General features: G+C 53.7%; 18 protein-coding genes, 1 tRNA gene and 1 pseudogene. 11 read left to right on the top strand and 9 right to left on the bottom strand.

Going from position 1 to position 19,399, the window contains the following annotated elements; all coding sequences use genetic code 11:
• Nucleotides 1-103 precede the first annotated feature (103 nt).
• The gene (gene fadE, locus C2U53_RS03785) at nt 104-2,548 is read right to left on the bottom strand and encodes an acyl-CoA dehydrogenase FadE (protein WP_099433506.1); all 2,445 of its coding nucleotides are present in this window, start codon (nt 2,546-2,548) and stop codon (nt 104-106) included.
• Between the two features lie 239 nt (nt 2,549-2,787).
• Between fadE and lpcA the strand changes: the two genes are divergently transcribed.
• Nucleotides 2,788-3,366, top strand: coding sequence for a D-sedoheptulose 7-phosphate isomerase (gene lpcA / locus C2U53_RS03780; RefSeq protein WP_028017728.1), 579 nt, complete (start codon nt 2,788-2,790; stop codon nt 3,364-3,366).
• 45 nt (nt 3,367-3,411) lie between these two features.
• The gene (locus C2U53_RS03775) at nt 3,412-4,179 is read left to right on the top strand and encodes a class II glutamine amidotransferase (protein WP_044258806.1); all 768 of its coding nucleotides are present in this window, start codon (nt 3,412-3,414) and stop codon (nt 4,177-4,179) included.
• Here C2U53_RS03775 and dpaA read toward each other — a convergent pair.
• Entirely contained in the window at nt 4,150-4,890 is a 741-nt protein-coding gene (gene dpaA / locus C2U53_RS03770) for a peptidoglycan meso-diaminopimelic acid protein amidase (protein WP_042997828.1), read from the bottom strand. The two genes, C2U53_RS03775 and dpaA, sit on opposite strands and share 30 nt — an antisense overlap.
• Nucleotides 4,891-5,238: 348 nt before the next feature.
• Between dpaA and C2U53_RS03765 the strand changes: the two genes are divergently transcribed.
• Nucleotides 5,239-5,988, top strand: coding sequence for a C40 family peptidase (locus C2U53_RS03765; RefSeq protein ID WP_071888436.1), 750 nt, complete (start codon nt 5,239-5,241; stop codon nt 5,986-5,988).
• Here the strand turns inward: C2U53_RS03765 and C2U53_RS03760 are convergent.
• Both C2U53_RS03760 and C2U53_RS03755 read right to left on the bottom strand, forming a co-directional pair.
• Nucleotides 5,985-6,224 carry a hypothetical protein gene (locus C2U53_RS03760; RefSeq protein WP_042997826.1) on the bottom strand — a complete coding sequence of 80 codons (240 nt, stop codon included), beginning with the start codon at nt 6,222-6,224 and terminating at the stop codon, nt 5,985-5,987. The two genes, C2U53_RS03765 and C2U53_RS03760, sit on opposite strands and share 4 nt — an antisense overlap.
• A gap of 105 nt (nt 6,225-6,329) precedes the next feature.
• Nucleotides 6,330-8,048: pseudogene (locus tag C2U53_RS03755) on the bottom strand (flagellar biosynthesis protein FlhA); the annotation flags it as partial.
• Here C2U53_RS03755 and lafU point away from each other — a divergent pair.
• Nucleotides 8,014-8,874, top strand: a complete 861-nt coding sequence (lafU, locus tag C2U53_RS03750; RefSeq protein ID WP_172740556.1) for a putative lateral flagellar export/assembly protein LafU — start codon at nt 8,014-8,016, stop codon at nt 8,872-8,874. The pseudogene C2U53_RS03755 and the gene lafU overlap by 35 nt on opposite strands.
• Before the next feature lie 96 nt (nt 8,875-8,970).
• Complete coding sequence (gene dinB / locus C2U53_RS03745) at nt 8,971-10,026, top strand: DNA polymerase IV (protein ID WP_044265098.1); 1,056 nt, start codon at nt 8,971-8,973, stop codon at nt 10,024-10,026.
• A 67-nt stretch (nt 10,027-10,093) separates the two neighbouring features.
• On the opposite strand, the gene pepD is transcribed toward dinB, so the two are convergent.
• Entirely contained in the window at nt 10,094-11,551 is a 1,458-nt protein-coding gene (gene pepD, locus C2U53_RS03740) for a cytosol nonspecific dipeptidase (protein WP_042997822.1), read from the bottom strand.
• 294 nt (nt 11,552-11,845) lie between these two features.
• Here pepD and gpt point away from each other — a divergent pair, with 294 nt between their 5' ends.
• The 3 genes from gpt to crl all read left to right on the top strand — a co-directional run bounded on the left by gpt (nt 11,846) and on the right by crl (nt 14,107).
• Nucleotides 11,846-12,304: a xanthine phosphoribosyltransferase gene (gene gpt, locus C2U53_RS03735; protein WP_042997821.1), complete on the top strand. Its 459-nt coding sequence runs from the start codon at nt 11,846-11,848 to the stop codon at nt 12,302-12,304.
• Nucleotides 12,305-12,403: 99 nt separating this feature from the next.
• Nucleotides 12,404-13,648 (top strand): esterase FrsA, encoded by a 1,245-nt coding sequence (gene frsA, locus C2U53_RS03730; RefSeq protein WP_042997820.1) that lies wholly within the window; start codon nt 12,404-12,406, stop codon nt 13,646-13,648.
• 57 nt (nt 13,649-13,705) lie between these two features.
• A complete protein-coding gene (gene crl / locus C2U53_RS03725; protein ID WP_042997819.1) occupies nt 13,706-14,107 on the top strand; it encodes a sigma factor-binding protein Crl in 402 nt (133 codons plus the stop codon).
• 79 nt (nt 14,108-14,186) lie between these two features.
• Here crl and phoE read toward each other — a convergent pair whose 3' ends face one another.
• Nucleotides 14,187-15,239, bottom strand: a complete 1,053-nt coding sequence (gene phoE / locus C2U53_RS03720; RefSeq protein ID WP_042997818.1) for a phosphoporin PhoE — start codon at nt 15,237-15,239, stop codon at nt 14,187-14,189.
• A gap of 287 nt (nt 15,240-15,526) precedes the next feature.
• On the opposite strand from phoE, the gene proB reads away from it, so the two are divergent.
• From proB to C2U53_RS03705, 3 genes are all read left to right on the top strand, one after another.
• Complete coding sequence (gene proB / locus C2U53_RS03715) at nt 15,527-16,630, top strand: glutamate 5-kinase (protein WP_042997817.1); 1,104 nt, start codon at nt 15,527-15,529, stop codon at nt 16,628-16,630.
• Between the two features lie 11 nt (nt 16,631-16,641).
• A complete protein-coding gene (gene proA, locus C2U53_RS03710; protein WP_042997816.1) occupies nt 16,642-17,895 on the top strand; it encodes a glutamate-5-semialdehyde dehydrogenase in 1,254 nt (417 codons plus the stop codon).
• 114 nt (nt 17,896-18,009) lie between these two features.
• Nucleotides 18,010-18,085 (top strand) — tRNA-Thr (locus C2U53_RS03705).
• 389 nt (nt 18,086-18,474) lie between these two features.
• Here the strand turns inward: C2U53_RS03705 and ykfI are convergent.
• Genes ykfI through C2U53_RS03690 form a run of 3 tightly spaced genes read right to left on the bottom strand, consistent with a single transcriptional unit; the run spans nt 18,475 to nt 19,393 of the window.
• The gene (ykfI, locus tag C2U53_RS03700) at nt 18,475-18,816 is read right to left on the bottom strand and encodes a type IV toxin-antitoxin system toxin YkfI (RefSeq protein WP_003031349.1); all 342 of its coding nucleotides are present in this window, start codon (nt 18,814-18,816) and stop codon (nt 18,475-18,477) included.
• 20 nt (nt 18,817-18,836) lie between these two features.
• Nucleotides 18,837-19,154 carry a type IV toxin-antitoxin system YeeU family antitoxin gene (locus C2U53_RS03695; protein ID WP_003031347.1) on the bottom strand — a complete coding sequence of 106 codons (318 nt, stop codon included), beginning with the start codon at nt 19,152-19,154 and terminating at the stop codon, nt 18,837-18,839.
• Between the two features lie 17 nt (nt 19,155-19,171).
• On the bottom strand, nt 19,172-19,393 hold the full coding sequence (locus tag C2U53_RS03690; protein WP_003031346.1) for a DUF987 domain-containing protein: 222 nt from the start codon (nt 19,391-19,393) through the stop codon (nt 19,172-19,174).
• Nucleotides 19,394-19,399: the final 6 nt, after the last annotated feature.

Here is a 19,399-nt window from a genome sequence, read left to right as displayed (position 1 = left end):
GTCTCCTTGTTGAACAGCATTCTGACACTGTAGCACGTGATTTCAGGAAACGCGGATGATAAAAAGCCCCGCCGAAGCGAGGCTAAAAGGTCATGCGTAAGCGTTACGCGGCTTCGACTTTACGCACTTTCTCTGGCAGCTTTACCGGCTTTGTCGCCAGCTCCTCGGGTTCAAAATCGTCCACATTGATGCTGCGCAGTCGGCTTTCTTCCGCTTTGACCAGAATCGCTGCTTCGTCCTTATCAATGAGCCCTTTGGCCAGCGCATTTTGCGCCAGTTCATCCAGACGGGTGAACGGCAGGTTTTTGCCAATCTCTTTGCAAATACGCTGATGGATAGGGTCGGCGGCCATCACATCCAGCAGCGCTTCTTCCAGTAATCCCACCGGGTTATGCTCGCTCGGCGTCAGATACTGTCCACGGCCGATACGGTCACGGGTGGCGCTCGGTACCTGCAATATCTTCGCGACTTTATGATCCAGCTTGTCGGAAGGGGCCAGGTAGTGACGACCGGTCGGGAAGATCACCACGTTCAGCAGGCCAGCCACCAGGCGGTTCGGAAAGTTCTGCAGCAGATCGTCGATTGCCCGTTCCGCTTTATACAGCGCATCCTGCACACCCCAGTGAACCAGCGGCAGGTCCGCTTCATGACGGCCTTCGTCGTCGTAACGTTTCAGAACCGCAGAGGCCAGATACAGCTGGCTCAGTACATCTCCCAGACGAGCAGATATGCGCTCGCGGCGTTTGAGACTTCCGCCCAGCACAGCCATCGACACGTCAGAGAGTAGCGCCAGGTTCGCGCTCAGGCGGTTAAGATGCTGATAATAACGCTTCGTCGCATCGCGGGTGGGCGTTTGGCTGGTTAAACCACGCGTCAGACCCAACCAGAAGCTGCGCACTTTGTTGCTGCCGACGTGGCCGATATGTTTAAACAGCAGTTTGTCGAACGCATTCACATCGTTATTCTGTGCGGCCGCCATCTCTTCGAGGACATACGGATGGCAGCGAATTGCCCCCTGACCGAAGATCATCATGCTACGGGTCAGAATGTTCGCGCCTTCCACGGTGATGGCGATCGGCGCGCCCTGATAGGCCCGCGCCAGGAAATTACCTTCGCCCAGCATAATGCCCTTGCCACCGGTGATATCCATCGCGTCAATAATTGACTGCTGACCACGATGAGTACAGTGATACTTGACGATTGCCGACAGCACTGCCGGTTTCTCACCGAGCATAATGCCGTAGGTGATGAGGGACGCAGCGGCATCCATCACGTAGGCGTTACCGGCAATGCGTGCCAGCGGTTCTTCAATCCCTTCCATTTTACCGATAGAGATTTTGAACTGACGACGAATGTGGGCATAAGCACCGGTAGCCATCGCAACGGATTTTACGCCGCCGGTCGAGTTAGACGGCAGGGTAATCCCGCGGCCCACCGACAGACATTCCACCAGCATACGCCAGCCCTGACCGGCCATTTTCGGGCCGCCGATGATGTAATCGATCGGAACAAATACATCGTTACCGCGAGTCGGACCGTTCTGGAACGGGACGTTCAGCGGGAAGTGACGACGACCAATTTCCACGCCCGGCGTCGAGGTTGGGATTAACGCGCAGGTGATCCCCAGTTCTTCTTCGCCGCCCAGCAGCTTATCCGGGTCAGAAAGTTTAAATGCCAGTCCCAGGACGGTGGCGATAGGCGCGAGGGTGATATAACGCTTGTTCCAGGTCAAACGCATCCCCAGCACCTGCTGGCCTTGCCATTCGCCCATACAAACAATACCGGTATCCGGAATGGCGCCCGCATCAGAACCCGCTTCCGGGCTGGTCAGCGCAAAACAAGGGATCTCCTGACCACGCGCCAGACGAGGCAGGTAATGGTCTTTCTGCTCTTGTGTACCGTAATGTTGCAGCAGCTCGCCTGGGCCTAAGGAGTTCGGCACGCCCACGGTAATCGCCAGGATCCCGGAGACGCCAGAAAGTTTTTGCAGCACGCGAGACTGGGCGTAAGCGGAGAATTCCAGCCCGCCGTACTCTTTCTTAATGATCATCGCGAAGAAGCGATGTTCTTTCAAAAACGCCCACAGTTCCGGCGGGAGATCGGCCAGCTCGTGGGTGATCTGGAAGTCGTTCGCCATGCGGCACGCTTCTTCCACCGGGCCGTCGATGAACGCCTGCTCTTCGGCGGTCAGACGCGGCTGCGGATAGTTGTGCAGTTTTTTCCAGTCCGGATTGCCCTGAAACAGATCGCCTTCCCACCAGGTGGTACCGGCATCAATCGCTTCTTTCTCCGTACGTGACATCGGCGGCATCACCTTACGGAAGCCACGGAACACCGGCGCGGAGATCATCGATTTACGCATCGGCGTCACATTGAACGGGACGAGGAGAATGGCCAGCGGAACCAGCAGCCAGATATTCCACAGTCCGGCCACGCCAAGCGCGGCCGTCCATGCGAGCAGAATCAGGCTGCTGAGGAACAGGCTCACGCGGTGATAAAACAGCGCGCCGAGCAGAACAATCGTAGCGAGAATACTCAAAATCATCATAACGAAAAGCTCCCTTGCTTGTAGGAGGTCTGACCACTTGTGATGATATGGTTGTAGTGGATGTGAATTCTTTTAGCAATGTGTTTACAAAATAATTACAACAAAGCTCACATTGTTGCCGATTTCTGCGGCACGAAAAATCAAAAGCCGTCGCCATTGATGTGGCTTATGCTTCTCGCTGCTAGTGCTATCCGGTACACTGCATCCTGTCATTTACATTCATGCTGAAGGATATCCTCATGTACCAGGATCTTATTCGTAACGAACTGAACGAAGCGGCGGAAACGCTGGCGAATTTTTTAAAAGATGATGCCAATATTCACGCCATTCAGCGCGCGGCGGTCCTGCTGGCAGACAGTTTTAAAGCAGGAGGTAAGGTACTGTCCTGCGGTAACGGCGGCTCTCATTGTGACGCCATGCACTTTGCCGAAGAACTGACCGGGCGTTATCGCGAAAACCGTCCGGGCTATCCGGCCATTGCGATTTCCGACGTTAGCCACATCTCCTGCGTCAGCAATGATTTCGGTTACGACTACGTCTTTTCCCGTTATGTGGAAGCGGTAGGGCGCGAAGGCGATGTGCTGTTAGGCATCTCAACCTCCGGCAATTCGGGTAACGTGATCAAAGCCATCGCCGCGGCACGCGAGAAGGGAATGAAGGTCATCACCCTGACCGGTAAAGACGGCGGCAAAATGGCCGGTACTGCCGATATCGAAATCCGCGTTCCGCATTTCGGCTATGCTGACCGTATTCAGGAAATTCATATTAAAGTGATTCATATCCTGATTCAGTTGATCGAAAAAGAGATGGTTAAGTAAGTCTTCGCCGGGGGTTTTGCGCCCCCGCAGTTGTGGAGGTGATGTATGTGCGAACTGCTCGGGATGAGCGCCAATGTGCCTACCGATATCTGCTTTAGTTTTACCGGGCTGGTTCAGCGTGGAGGGGGAACCGGACCGCACAAAGACGGCTGGGGCATCACCTTCTATGAAGGCAAAGGCTGCCGGACGTTCAAAGATCCGCAACCCAGCTTTAACTCCCCCATCGCCAGACTGGTACAGGACTACCCGATCAAATCCTGTTCCGTGATTGCCCATATTCGCCAGGCGAACCGGGGCGAAGTGGCGCTGGAGAACACCCATCCCTTCACGCGTGAACTGTGGGGCCGCCACTGGACTTACGCGCACAATGGTCAGCTTTCGGGCTATAAGACGCTGGAAACCGGCAATTTTCGCCCGGTGGGTGAAACCGACAGCGAAAAGGCATTCTGCTGGTTGCTGCACAAACTCACTCAGCGCTACCCGCGCACGCCTGGCAACATGACGGCGGTGTTCAGGTATATCGCAACGCTGGCGGGCGTACTGCGTGAGAAAGGGGTCTTTAACATGCTGTTGTCAGATGGTCGTTATGTGATGGCATTCTGCTCAACGAATCTGTTCTGGATCACGCGCCGTGCACCGTTTGGCGTCGCCACGTTGCTCGATCAGGATGTGGAGATAGATTTTCAGAAAGAGACCACACCGAACGATGTGGTCACCGTCATTGCCACGCAACCGCTGACAGGCAACGAAACCTGGCAAAAGATTATGCCAGGCGAGTGGGCGTTATTTTGTCTCGGGGAGCGTGTAGTTTGACGCCAGCTGCGGCTGAACCACTTCATGACTCAACGGTTTGCTGACGACATAGCGGCCATCGACAACCGACACGGTCGGTGGCTTGCGGGTCTGCTCAAAGTAATCGTATCCCGGTTTTAACTGCGACCAGAACTCTTTGTAATACGAATACTTGTGACGCTGCATATTGGCATCGGTCATGCGGAAGGGATAAATACTGACCTGCACACTCGACTGACCAAAGACCAACGCACCGGTGACAAACTGGAAAATCTCATCAATGCCGCTGTCGGTCATGGCGTAACAGCCAACCGAGACGCAGGCACCGTGAATCATCAGATATTTGCCTTCATAACCATGAGCACGGTCATAGGCGTTGGGGAAGCCAATATTAATGGCTTTATAAAAGCGGCTGTCAGGTTTGAGCTGGCTACGCTGGACGTTATAAAAACCTTCAGGACTTTTAAAATCGCCCTGGCGTTGTTTTGGACCTAATCCGCCGGAGTAATTACAAATTTTGTAGCTGTCGAGAAGTTGATACTGTTCGCCCATCTTGACGTAGAGATCGAGCGTGCGCTCTTCCTTGAAGATCTGAATATAGACCGGCGATCCCATCAATTGTTGCTTATACTCTTTGCTGATGGGGGTTGTGGAGCTATTGCTACTCAGCAAGCCGGCGAATGACACGCACGGGATCAAAAGCATCGCAATAAATAATGCGATTTTACGCATACTGCTTGTTCCTTGATAAAACGATTACCCACGCCAGAACGGCAAAAATAAGATCCCCAAATCGGACTAATCTGGATTTGGAACGCTCACATTAACACCACGACAGTTTTTCGCAAGCCCCTCGTGGTGCGTTTACAATTTATACAGAACGTTAGCGACACTGGCTGTCAGAACCGGCCCGATTTTGTCCATTTCCGCAGAACGGATGTCAGGCTCGTCGGCAGGGGCATGGCGGATACAATTCACTGATAATAAACCATTAATTTTTTAATTATTGATTATTAAGCCTGGTCAGTTCCTCGCCTGGTTAAACTGTCGCCTCACTGTTTATTTAGGTTATGTTTTTTTATGTTTTTATCAGGTGCTCCGCGCGCCATTCTGCCGGGGCTACTCTCGTTATGTCTCCTTTATTCACCGTTATCTGCAGCCGTCTCTTCACATCAGACGTTTAGCTATGCCGCGACGTTGCGGATGCATAACCGTGAACGTCTGCTCAGTAAATATCAGGCGAAGCGCAGAAGGCAGGCGCATTACATTGTTTCCGGAACCCCGCAGAGCAAGAGAGCGTTGCGCCAGCACAACCGTGAGTTGCTTGAACAGCATCCAGAATGGTTCCCGGGGCCGCTGCGCGCGGACAACCATCGCTGGCAGGAACTGGCAGAAAATAAGGCGTTCCTCACTAGCGACCATTTGCAGAACATCACGGAAGTGGCGATTCATCGCCTTGAGGCGCAACTGGGGAAACCGTACGTATGGGGAGGCGTCAATCCGGATCGCGGATTCGACTGTAGTGGGCTGGTTTTCTACGCCTACAATAAAATCCTGGCGGCCAAATTACCGCGCACGGCAAATGAAATGTATCATTACCGTCGGGCAACCATTGTCGCTAACCGTGACCTGCGCCGTGGCGATCTGCTGTTCTTCCATATACACAGTCAGGATATCGCCGACCATATGGGCGTTTATCTGGGGGATGGACAGTTTATCCAGTCCCCGCGTACGGGCGAAACCATCCGGGTGAGCCAGTTGACCGATCCGTTCTGGCAGGATCATTTCCTCGGCGCACGCCGGATCCTCAAGGAAAATACCATCATCTAACAGGCAAGCAGCAGCAGGATGATGAAGACAAGCATCATCGTGCCTGCCAGCAACAGATCGACGGGTTCGATGAGCGCGACGTGCGCGGGCATCGCGTCATCTGTTGATTGCGTTTCATTATGTTGTTGCAACTCTTGCTGGCGCACAAACTCCCGGTATGTGCGCCAGTACAATCTGGCGTCATCATGCTGAGCGTCGTTTTCTGAAGGGGATGGGATATTCTGTTGAATGGTCACTCATCAATCCTTTAACTTGAGCAGGCATTTGAAATGCAACCTCCTTGTCGCGTCATCTTTATAAAGCGGCAGAAAAAACGCCGACTTAAACAGCCGGGTAATTATTTAACTCAGTGCCCCCATAATTTTCAGCTCCAGTTCATCTGCCACTTCGTTATAAGACAGAACGTTCAGACCCGGCGCGAAGAGTCGGGCATAGCGCGCCAGCAGCGGACGTAGCGACGGCGCGACCAGCAGCACCGGCTCTTTGCCTGCGGCTTTCATCTGCTCCTTAATTTGCGGCATATTGCTCTGGAACTGATTGAGCATGTTCGGATCCACCGGCACGCTATCGAGCATCACCTTACCGCTCTGCTGCGCCTGATTCACCACGTTAGAAAGCAGGTTTTCCAGTTCGTTATTCAGCGTATAGACCGCCAGTTCCTGCTTGCGGACAAACGGGTGCGTAATGCTGCGACGCAGCGCAAGGCGGATATCAGCGACCAGCAGAATGGGATCTTTCGTTACGCTGCTGCTGGCAACCAGCACGGTGGCGATAGTCACAATGTCGCGCAGTGATACGCCTTCAACCAGCAGTGCCCGATACACTTTCAGCAACTGGCTGTAGTTGAGCGCGGCGCTGAGATCTTCCGCCAGGCGCGGTGCCATTGACGAGAGACGGTTATGCAGTTGCGTAATGTCATCATAATTAAACAGATCGGGAATGTAGCTGCGCACCACCTTATTCACATGCGTGGCAATCACGCTGGCGCTGTCGATCACCTGATACCCCATATTCAACGCTTTCGCCTTCTGCGCTGCCTGGATCCAGGTCACTGGCATCCCGTACGCCGGGTCATTACCCAGAATGCCATCTATCTCGCCGTAAGTTTCGCTGGAAGGCAGCGCCATCAGGCGGTCAGAGGGAATATCGGCTTCATCGGCCTTAATCCCGTTGATATAGATCGCGTACTGGCTGGGCTTTAACCTGAAATTTTCACGAATGCGAATTTCCGGCAGCAGCACGCCGTTGGTATCGGAGATCACCTGGCGCACGCCACGGATACGCTGGGTCAGCGGATTGCCTTTTGATTTATCCACCAGTGAGACCAGCTTATACCCCAGGCTCAGGCTGATTGGCTCAATCAGCGGGATGGTTTCCCAGGTAATCTGCTGCTCGGTCGTTTCGACGATTGTTTTCGTCAGCGTTTCGAGGTTTTTCTCTTCAGCCTCAGCGGCTTTCGGGCGTTTACTCATCCGCCAGGCGGTGAAGCCCAGCAGGCCGCTGAACGCGAGGAACGGGAAATGTGGCATTCCCGGCACCACTGCCAGTACAAACATAATGCTGGTGGCGGTATACAGCACAGACGGGTTGGCCAGTAACTGTGCGCGAACATCGGTGGCGATATCGCCATTGTCACTGACGCGGGTCACGATGATCGCGGCGGCGGTAGAGAGCAGGAGGGAAGGGATCTGCGCCACCAGACCGTCACCGATGGTCATCAGCACGTACTGCTGGAATGCCGCTTCGGCACTGAGATTGTATTTAAAAATCCCGATGCACACGCCGCCGATCAGGTTGATCGCCAGAATCATCATCCCGGCGATGGCGTCGCCGCGCACGAACTTCGAGGCCCCGTCCATCGCGCCATAGAAATCGGCTTCGCCGGCGACGTCCTTACGTCGCGTCTGCGCCTGCTGCTGGTTGATAAGCCCGGCATTCAGGTCGGCGTCGATCGCCATCTGTTTGCCTGGCATCGCATCAAGGGTAAAGCGGGCGGATACTTCGGAGATACGTTCAGCGCCTTTGGTGACGACGATGAAGTTGATTGTGAACAGCGTCAGTAAATCCGATCGAGAAAACATTGTGGCGGCGTTGCATGGCCAGTCGATCTTTAATGGCGGGGGCTTAACGGCGCTGAATAAAATTGGTCAAAAGCCGATTACCGCGATGGCAAGCAGGAGTAGCACCCCGCGTAATAAGTCCACCACCGAGGAAACGAACTCAGCAAAAGAACGGATAAAAGTGAGTGAGGCAACCGAGAGAAAAGCGCGTGATGTGAATGAGAAAACGGCGCTGCTGAAAAGAAAATCCGCCTCAGAATTAGGTGAATTGGCCACCAGTATTAATACTGTTGCGCGAAATGCGCACATGGAAACTAACCTGGAAATGGAGATAGTGCCCCAGGGGTTACGTGTGCTGATTAAAGACGACCAAAACCGCAGTATGTTTGAGCGTGGCAGTGCACGGATCATGCCGTTCTTTAAATCGCTTCTGGTTGAGCTGGCGCCGGTTTTTGACTCGCTGGACAATAAGATCATTATTACCGGGCATACGGATGCCATGGGTTATAAAAATAATATTTATAACAACTGGAACCTGTCAGGGGACAGAGCGTTATCCGCACGTCGCGTACTGGAAGAAGCGGGGATGCCGGAGGATAAAGTGATGCAGGTTAGTGCGATGGCTGACCAGATGCTGCTGGACACCAATAATCCGGAAAGCGCAGGAAACCGACGCATCGAAATCATGATTCTGACCCAGAGCGCAGCCGATACTTTGTATCAATATTTTGGTCAACATGGTGAAAAAGTGGTTCAACCGTTGGTGGAGAAACTGGATAAAAAACAGCACCTCGCCGCTTTGCATCACAACCCGGTGCCACGGTAATCACAAAGCTCGAATTCATCGCGCTGTCACGGTGAGCGATCGCTTCCCATTTATTGATTTCACTGTATACTTAAACAGTATTTCGGGAGGTGGGTGATGCGTAAAATCATACATGTTGATATGGACTGTTTTTTCGCCGCGGTTGAGATGCGGGACAACCCGGCGTTGCGCGACATCCCTATTGCCATTGGCGGCAGCCGTGAGCGCAGAGGCGTTATCAGCACCGCCAACTATCCCGCCCGTAAATTTGGCGTGCGCAGCGCGATGCCGACCGGTATGGCGCTGAAACTGTGTCCGCACCTCACGTTATTACCGGGCCGTTATGAGGCCTACAAAGAAGCCTCCCGCCAAATCCAGTCCATTTTCGCCCGCTATACCTCATTAATTGAGCCGCTGTCACTGGACGAGGCGTATCTGGACGTCACGGACAGTACACACTGTCATGGGTCAGCCACGCTTATCGCTCAGGAAATACGCCAGACGATTTTCAACGAGCTGCAACTTACCGCCTCGGCGGGCGTGGCACCGGTGAAGTTTCTGGCCAAAATCGCCTCCGATCTGAATAAACCCAACGGACAGTATGTCATTACGCCGGATGATGTGCCGGCGTTCCTCAGTACGTTGCCGCTGGGGAAAATTCCCGGCGTCGGTAAAGTGTCTGCGGCAAAACTGGAAAGCATGGGGCTACGCACCTGCGGTGATGTCCAGCAGTGCGATTTGGCGACATTACTTAAGCGCTTCGGTAAGTTTGGGCGGGTATTGTGGGAGCGTAGCCAGGGAATCGACGAACGGGATGTCAATAATGAACGCTTACGCAAATCGGTCGGCGTGGAACGCACCATGGCGGAAGATATTCATCAGTGGTCTGACTGTGAGGCGATCATTGAGCAGTTATATCCGGAACTCGAACGGCGACTGGCGAAAGTCAAACCCGATTTATGCATTGCTCGCCAGGGGGTAAAGCTCAAGTTCAATGACTTTCAGCAAACCACCCAGGAACACGTCTGGCCGAAGCTGAATAAAGAAGACCTGATTTCTACTGCGCATAAAACCTGGGATGAGCGGCGGGCAGGGCGGGGGGTAAGGCTGGTGGGGCTGCACGTAACGCTACTCGATCCGCAACTGGAACGGCAGTTATTGCTGGGGTTATAAAGAGCAAAATGCCGGATAAGGCGCAACGCGCCGCCATCCGGCATTTTTATAGCACGACAGCCGTAACTTACTTCGTCGGAATCGCTTTCAGCAATTCGGTCAGAAGCGTCCAGTAATGACTGACGCTTTCGATATGCACCTGCTCATCCGGTGAGTGTGGACCGGTAATGGTTGGCCCGATAGAGACCATATCCATATCCGGGTACGGTTTCTTAAACAGACCGCACTCCAGACCCGCGTGGATAATCTGGATGTTCGGCGTCTTGTTGAACAGACGCTGATAGGTTTCGCGCACCAGATGCATCACCGGTGAGTTCGCATCCGGCTGCCAGCCAGGGTAGCTCCCTTTCGCTTCGGTTTTCGCGCCTGCCAGTTTCCCCAGCGAATCCAGCATGCTAACGACATAGTCTTTACCGGTGTCGATCAGCGAACGGATCAGGCAATGGATTTCGACGTTGTCGTCGGTCATGGTGACGACGCCCACGTTCAGTGAGGTTTCAACCACGCCTTTTGCGACGTCGGAATTGCGGATCACACCGTTCGGCGTGGCGTTCAGCAGACGGATAAAGCCATCGCGAGATTGTGCGGTCAGTGCGGCTTTATCGCTCGCGGCGCTCTCCAGCAGAACCACCAGGTTTTTCTCTTTTTCAGCCAGTTCGTTTTTCAGAATGTCCTGATAAGCGTTAACCCGCGCTTTCAGCGCCTCTACGTTGTCTGCCGCAACGGCAACGGTCGCAAAGGCTTCACGTGGAATTGCGTTACGCAGCGTACCGCCGTTGAAATCGACCAGACGCAGATCCAACTCTTCAGCATGACCGGCCAGGAAACGAACCAGCAGTTTGTTCGCGTTGCCAAGACCAACGTGGATTTCGCCACCGGAGTGACCGCCTTTCAGCCCTTTCAGCGTCAGCTTAAAGGTCTGGAAACCTGCCGGAACGGCTTCGCGGGTCAGCGGCAGGTTAGAGGTGAAGTCGATCCCTCCTGCGCAACCCATGTAGATCTCACCTTCTTCTTCCGAGTCGGTGTTGATCAGAATATCCGCCTGCAGCCAGTTGGCCTGCAGACCAAATGCACCGTCCATCCCCGCTTCTTCGGTCATGGTCAGCAGCACTTCCAGCGGTCCGTGAACGACGCTGTCGTCAGCCAGAACCGCTAATGCGGAAGCCATCCCGATGCCGTTATCGGCGCCCAGTGTGGTACCACGCGCTTTCACCCATTCGCCATCAATATAAGGCTGGATCGGATCTTTGGTGAAATCGTGCACAGTGTCGTTGTTTTTCTGCGGCACCATGTCCAGGTGCGCCTGCAGAACCACCGGTTTACGGTTTTCCATTCCCGCACTGGCCGGTTTGCGAATCAGGATATTCCCTACCTGGTCGCGCTCGACGTGGAAACCTTTCTCGTTTGCCCAGCCGATGATGTGCTCAGCGAGTTGCTCTTCATGATAGGACGGGTGAGGAATTGAACAGATTTTTGCAAAAATATCCCACAGCGGTTGCGGGGAGAGTTGAGATAGTTCAGACACGATAATTCTCCTTGTATACCCGTCATACTTTAGGTGGTATTCAGGGTATAGATGCGCTGCAAACAGGCTTGCAGGTCACAGGGTTAGCAGGTTAATTATTACCACAAGTCTGGCTTGCGAGATGCGCTTGAGAATACCACTTTCTGCGCCCGCTGCGAGTATAAAGCACGTAAAAAGAGGGCCCGATTCCGCGAAACACTGGTTTTTGGTGGCTCAGATCTCTATAATCTCGCGCAACCTATTTCCCCCTCGAACACTTTTTAAGCCGTAGATAAACAGGCTGGGACACTTCACATGAGCGAAAAATACGTCGTCACCTGGGACATGCTGCAGATCCATGCACGCAAACTGGCAAACCGCCTGATGCCTTCAGAACAGTGGAAAGGCATCATTGCCGTTAGTCGTGGTGGTCTGGTGCCGGGCGCATTGCTGGCACGTGAACTGGGCATTCGTCATGTCGATACCGTATGCATTTCCAGCTACGATCACGACAACCAGCGTGAACTGAAAGTTCTGAAACGCGCTGAAGGCGATGGTGAAGGCTTTATCGTCATCGACGATCTGGTGGATACCGGTGGTACCGCCGTGGCTATCCGTGAAATGTACCCAAAAGCGCACTTTGTCACTATCTTCGCGAAACCGGCGGGTCGTCCGTTAGTCGATGATTACGTGATTGATATCCCGCAGGATACCTGGATTGAGCAGCCGTGGGACATGGGCGTGACCTTCGTTCCGCCGATTTCTGGCCGCTAATCTCTGACTTTTTCAACGCCTGGCACAGCCGGGCGTTGTTCTATTTAGCCGGTGTCGGGTTACAATAAGCCTCAGTGAGTACTTCAGGAGGCTGTACGCATGTCACAGGCTAATCTAAGCGAAATCCTGTTCAAACCCCGTTTCAAACATCCCGAAACGTCGACCCTGGTCCGCCGTTTTAATGCCGGGACGCAGCCGCCTGTGCAATCGGCGCTGGATGGCAAGAATATTCCCCACTGGTATCGCATGATTAACCGCCTGATGTGGATCTGGCGCGGGGTGGATCCGCGAGAAATTCTGGATGTTCAGGCGCGCATCGTGATGAGTGACGCCGAGCGCACCGATGCCGATCTTTACGATACGGTGATCGGTTACCGTGGCGGCAACTGGATTTATGAATGGGCAAAACAGGCGATGGACTGGCAGCAGAAAGCCTGCCAGGAAACGGACCCTGAGCGCAGTGGTCGCTACTGGCTACACGCCTCGACGCTGTACAACATCGCTGCCTATCCGCACCTGAAAGGGGACGATCTGGCGGAACAGGCGCAGGCCTTATCTAACCGTGCCTATGAAGAAGCCGCGCAGCGACTGCCCGGTACGCTGCGTGAGATGGAATTTAGCGTGCCTGGCGGCTCGCCCGTCACCGGGTTCTTGCATATGCCAAAAGGTGACGGCCCGTTTCCGACGGTGCTGATGTGCGGCGGTCTGGATTCAATGCAAACCGATTACTACACCCTGTATGAGCGCTATTTCGCGCCGCGCGGCATCGCCATGCTGACGCTGGACATGCCTTCCGTCGGTTTCTCGTCAAAGTGGAAGCTCTCTCAGGACTCCAGCCTGTTGCACCAGCATGTGCTGAAAGCGCTGCCGAATGTGCCGTGGGTGGATCATACCCGGGTGGCGGCGTTCGGATTTCGTTTTGGTGCCAACGTGGCGGTGCGCCTGGCCTATCTTGAATCACCGCGTCTGAAAGCGGTGGCCTGCCTCGGTCCGGTTGTCCATGCGTTGCTGAGCGATCCGTTACGTCAGGGAGCGGTACCGGAAATGTATCTTGACGTTCTGGCAAGTCGACTGGGGATGCACGATGCGTCCGATGAAGCGTTGCGCGTGGAGCTTAATCGCTATTCGCTGAAGGTGCAGGGACTGCTTGGCAGACGCTGCCCGACGCCAATGCTGTCGGGCTTCTGGAAGAACGATCCGTTCAGTCCGGAAGAGGAGTCGCGTTTAATCACGTCTTCATCTTCTGACGGTAAGCTGCTGGAGATTCCCTTCAATCCGGTGTATCGCAATTTTGACAACGCGTTACAGGAAATCACCCGCTGGATTGAAAAGAGATTGTGTTAATAATTTGCTAAATTCTACTGTTTTGGTAAAACAGTTGCTTCACAACAGGAGATCGCAATGACGTTACCGAGTGGACACCCGAAGAGCAGATTGATCAAGAAATTCACCGCGCTTGGCCCTTATATCCGCGAAGGAAAGTGCGAAGATAATCGATTCTTTTTCGATTGTCTGGCTGTTTGCGTCAACGTGAAGCCCGCGCCTGAACTGCGCGAATTCTGGGGCTGGTGGATGGAACTGGAAGCGCACGAAAAGCGTTTTACCTACAGCTACAAATTTGGTCTGTTCGACAAAGCGGGCGACTGGAAGACTGTGGCGATCAAAGATAAAGAAGTCGTTGAGCGACTGGAATATACCCTGCGCGAGTTTCACGAGAAGTTGCGTGAGCTGTTAAACACGCTGCATTTGTCACTGGAGCCCGCAGACGATTTCCGTGATGAGCCGGTGAAGCTAACGGCGTAATCCAAAAAAGAGGCCGGATGAATCATCCGGCCTCTCTGTTTTTAGCCGGATAAGTCAACTCATCCGGACCATTCTGGCATCAGAACTGATAGGTCATACCCAGCGCCACGATGTCATCGCTGTTGACGCCCAGTTTGTTGTTGTCATCAATCTGGTTGATTTTATAATCAACAAACGCCGACATATTCTTGTTGAAATAATAGGTCGCGCCGACGTCGATATATTTCACGATATCTTCATCACCAATACCTTCAATATCTTTGCCTTTCGACTGAACGTAACCGATGGACGGACGCAGGCCGAAATCAAACTGATATTGTGCGACGGCTTCGAAGTTTTGCGCTTTGTTGGCAAAACCACCGGAGATCGGCGCCATGTTGCGGGTTTCAGAATAGATGGTCGCCAGATAGATGTCGTTGCCATCGTATTTCAGACCGGTCGCCCAGCCTTCAGCATTCTGGCCATGACCGCGCGCCTGCTGGTTTTGCTCATTGGTACGGTCAGAGTTGGCATAGGCGCCAATGATCGCGAAATCGCTGCCGCCGAAGTCGTAGCTCAGTGATGTCCCGAACCCGTCACCGTTTTGTTTCTTCACGTCACGGTCTTCGTTTTTGCCCTGATATTGCAGGGTCATGTTCAGACCGTCGATCACGCCGAAGAAGTCGGTGTTCCGGTATGTCGCCAGACCGCTGGCGCGTTTGGTCATAAAGTTATCGGTCTGCGCCAGGCCGTCACCACCAAATTCCGGGAACATATCGGTCCAGGCGGCAACGTCATACAGTGCGCCCAGGTTACGACCATAATCGAAAGAGCCGATATCTTTTAGCTTGACCCCGGCAAACGCCAGACGCGTTTTCTGACCGGATTCGCTTTCGGTTTTGTTGCCCGCAAATTCCGCTTCCCAACGACCGTAACCGGTCAGTTGATCGTTAATCTGCGTTTCGCCTTTAAAACCAAAGCGAACATAGGTCTGGTCGCCGTCTTTGCTGTCATTGTCGCTGAAATAGTGCATCGCTTTGACTTTGCCATACACATCCAGTTTATTACCGTCTTTATTAAACACTTCCGCTGCCTGCACGGATGCCGATGCCACAATACCCATCACCACTAATGCCAGAGTGCTCTTTTTCATTTTCAGTCCTGATTTAACGTACGCGCTATTATTTACTGGGTGTGATCCCCGTTGAAAGACAGGAGGGTTTTAACGTTCTGGAGTGAAGGTTTTATGACAACGTAAGAATAATTTTAAAAAAGGATGTTTTTCTGTTTCAGTAATAAAAACGTCAAAAATTGCCGCTACGCTTGCTGATCCAGCACAACAAAATTCCATGCTTTGTGCGCTGCTTGTTGGCAACCGGGGCCAGTCCTGCTAAAACGTTCGTTTACTATCATTTTCCCTATTTTGAACGGCAGAGAATCATGAGTGACAGCCAGACGCTGGTGGTAAAACTCGGCACCAGTGTGCTAACGGGCGGATCGCGCCGCCTGAACCGTGCCCACATCGTAGAACTTGTTCGTCAGTGCGCGCAGTTGCATGCCGCAGGACACCGTATTGTTATCGTCACGTCGGGCGCTATCGCCGCCGGGCGTGAACATCTCGGATATCCGGAACTGCCGGCGACCATTGCCACCAAGCAACTGCTGGCGGCGGTCGGGCAGAGCCGACTGATCCAACTGTGGGAACAGCTGTTTTCGATTTACGGCATTCACGTCGGGCAGATGCTGCTGACGCGGGCGGACATGGAAGACCGGGAACGCTTTTTGAATGCGCGCGACACCCTGCGTGCCCTGCTGGATAACAATATTGTTCCGGTTATCAATGAGAACGATGCGGTTGCCACAGCGGAAATTAAAGTGGGCGACAATGACAATCTCTCCGCGCTGGCGGCGATCCTCGCCGGGGCGGACAAACTACTGCTGCTGACCGATCAACAGGGGCTGTTCACCGCCGATCCGCGTACCGACCCGCAGGCCGAACTGATTAAAGATGTCTACGGGATTGATGACGCGTTGCGCGCAATCGCCGGCGACAGCGTATCGGGGCTGGGAACGGGCGGCATGGGCACTAAGTTGCAGGCCGCTGACGTCGCCTGCCGCGCCGGGATTGATACGATTATCGCCGCTGGCAGCAAGCCGGGCGTGATTGGTGATGTGATGGAAGGCATCTCTGTCGGTACCCGCTTCCATGCACAGGCCTCTCCGCTGGAGAACCGCAAGCGCTGGATCTTTGGCGCGCCGCCTGCTGGTGAAATCACCGTCGATGAAGGCGCGATGGCGGCGATTCTGGAACGCGGCAGTTCATTGCTACCTAAAGGCATTAAAAGCGTGACAGGCAACTTCTCACGTGGTGAAGTGATCCGCATCTGTAATCTGGAGGGGCGTGATATTGCCCACGGCGTGAGCCGCTACAACAGCGACGCGCTGCGCCGCATTGCCGGACACCACTCTCAGCAGATTGACGCGATTCTGGGTTACGAATATGGCCCGGTCGCCGTTCATCGCGATGATATGATTACCCGTTAAGGAGCAGATAAATGCTGGAACAAATGGGCATTGCTGCCAAAGCCGCGTCGTACAAACTGGCGCAACTCTCCAGCCGCGAAAAAAATCGCGTGCTGGAACAAATAGCTGATGCGCTTGAAGCGCAAACGGAAACTATCCTGAACGCCAACGCGCAGGACGTGGCCGAAGCGCGTACGAACGGTCTGAGCGAGGCGATGCTTGATCGCCTGGCGCTGACGCCGGCGCGCCTGAAAGCGATTGCTGATGACGTCCGTCAGGTCTGCAATCTGGCGGATCCGGTTGGGCAGGTGATTGACGGAGGGCTACTGGACAGCGGGCTGCGTCTGGAGCGTCGCCGTGTGCCGCTGGGCGTGATTGGCGTGATTTATGAAGCCCGCCCGAACGTCACCGTCGATGTCGCCTCTCTGTGCCTGAAAACGGGCAATGCGGCGATTCTGCGCGGCGGTAAAGAGACGTATCGCACCAATGCTGCCACCGTGCGCGTGATCCAGCAGGCGTTAACCTCCTGCGGGCTACCGGAAGCGGCGGTTCAGGCCATTGAAAGCCCCGACCGTGCGCTGGTGAATGAGATGCTGCGCATGGACAAATATATCGATATGCTGATTCCGCGTGGCGGCGCGGGTCTGCATAAGCTGTGCCGCGAGCAGTCGACCATTCCGGTGATCACCGGTGGGATTGGGGTGTGTCATATCGTTGTCGACGACAGCGCAGAGATTGCCCCGGCGCTGAAGATTATCGTCAATGCGAAAACGCAACGTCCGAGTACCTGTAACACGGTAGAGACGCTGTTAGTGCACCAGGACATCGCGGCGCGTTTTCTGCCTGCGCTGAGTCAGCAGATGGCGGAGAGCGGTGTAACGCTGCATGCGGATGAACGGTCGTTTGCCCTGTTGAGATCAGGCCCGGCAAACGTGGTGGCAGTCAAAGCGGAAGAATTTGACGACGAGTTCCTGTCGCTGGATTTGAACGTCAAAATCGTCGCGGACCTGGATGACGCCATCGCGCATATTCGCGAGCACGGCACTCAGCATTCCGACGCCATCCTGACGCGCACCATGCACAACGCGAACCGTTTTGTGAACGAAGTGGATTCGTCCGCGGTATACGTCAACGCCTCGACCCGTTTTACCGATGGCGGACAGTTTGGTCTCGGTGCGGAAGTTGCCGTCAGTACGCAAAAATTACATGCCCGTGGTCCTATGGGGCTGGAAGCGCTGACCACCTATAAGTGGATCGGCTTTGGTGACGATACGATTCGTGCCTAAATAACACCGGGTGATGCAAAATCAGCCACTTGATTCGCAAGGCTATTGACGCATCGCCCGGTTAGTTTTAACCTTCTACCCCGTGTTCACACTCGTGGTCACGTCCTCTTCAGGGCCGATATAGCTCAGTTGGTAGAGCAGCGCATTCGTAATGCGAAGGTCGTAGGTTCGACTCCTATTATCGGCACCATTAAAATCAAATTCTTACGTAAGATCTTATCATTCTCCCACCAAAAAATTATTTTCATGTAACAGCTGGTGTAAGTAAATTCTATCAACGAAGATCAATCTTATCTACTGACCAAAAAGGCCTGATAGGGCTTCGCTCACTATACATCCGTGGCTGCAGGTTTAGTTGTCCATGTCTACACCACTCCTAAATTTAATGTGTTGGCAATGTGTTCAATAAAGCTCGAACAAATTAGCTCATTATGATCGGTTAATACTTCAACTTCTGGTTGCATGATTGTTTGTCCGTAAAAAGATAACGCGCCCGCCGGGTAGTAGCAGGCGCATTACGCAATAGGTAAACAAGGGAGGAAGTTCAGAAATGTAAATCGGGAAGGTTGTACGCAATGTTCATCGTACTACGTTGTTACGGCTTTGCCGCAACAAGCCAGTTGCCTGCCGCGCTCGCAGAATGTCTACAGCCCGGAGATAAGGAGATTGTTCCTGCCAGCTAAATCCCTTCCTGTCTATACGAACCAGCTCGTATTTTTCTACCAGAAAATTCACGGCATCGGCTAGGGTGATACCGGCATCGATGTGTTCCTTAATCACAGCCTCATTGCAGAATGGCGTGTCGTTTATTGTCAGACCATAGTGCTGTTCCAGCAGACGTGTCAGTAACATTTGCCAGACAGCCACGGGTGACAGGCAGGGCTTCACCGCCCGCTGAGTTGTTGCAGGTAAAGTTTTCATGTTTGCTCTCGTGAAGGTAATTAACGCTGAGTGGGGTAAATGGCGATGTATACGTAGCCGCAACTGCCAAGGGTGTCGGCTTCGCAGGTTAAATCGTTGTGGTACAGGGTAACGCAGTGGGCATGGTGGGTGCTGAGTTCACCAGTGGTCAGCATCGATTCCATCTGGCGGATAAAGTGCGGGAATGTTTCATCCAGCTTCCGGTATTCGATGTCACTGAACTTGCCGGTCATGCTGGCCCGGTCAGCCAGATAATGCAGTCGGTTGCCTTCCTGCACCAGACGGGCTCCCAGACGTGGCGTGATATCACGCTGCAGACCCCATGTGATTTTGCTCATTGATAACCTCTTTATTGTCAGTTCAGGGTGATGCTCATCAGGCAGGCATAAGGCCCCTCGCGGTCCTGGCGGCGTTCGGCGTATACCGCCAGGACTCCTGTGATATCCGGAACGTCCCTGCCGGTGTAATGGCAGACGCTACCGTGCCACTGGTATTTGCCGGTGCAGAAACGAAAGATTCGGGACTCAGGATGCTGGCGGTATATCGTCATTGCCCGGCGTTTACTGATAATTTTCATGTAATA

Origin of the sequence: Citrobacter sp. CFNIH10 (assembly GCF_002934585.1) — a bacterium.
GTDB lineage: Bacteria > Pseudomonadota > Gammaproteobacteria > Enterobacterales > Enterobacteriaceae > Citrobacter_A > Citrobacter_A amalonaticus.
Note: the sequence above shows the minus strand (reverse complement) of the source record. Positions and strands in the feature narration are given on the sequence as shown.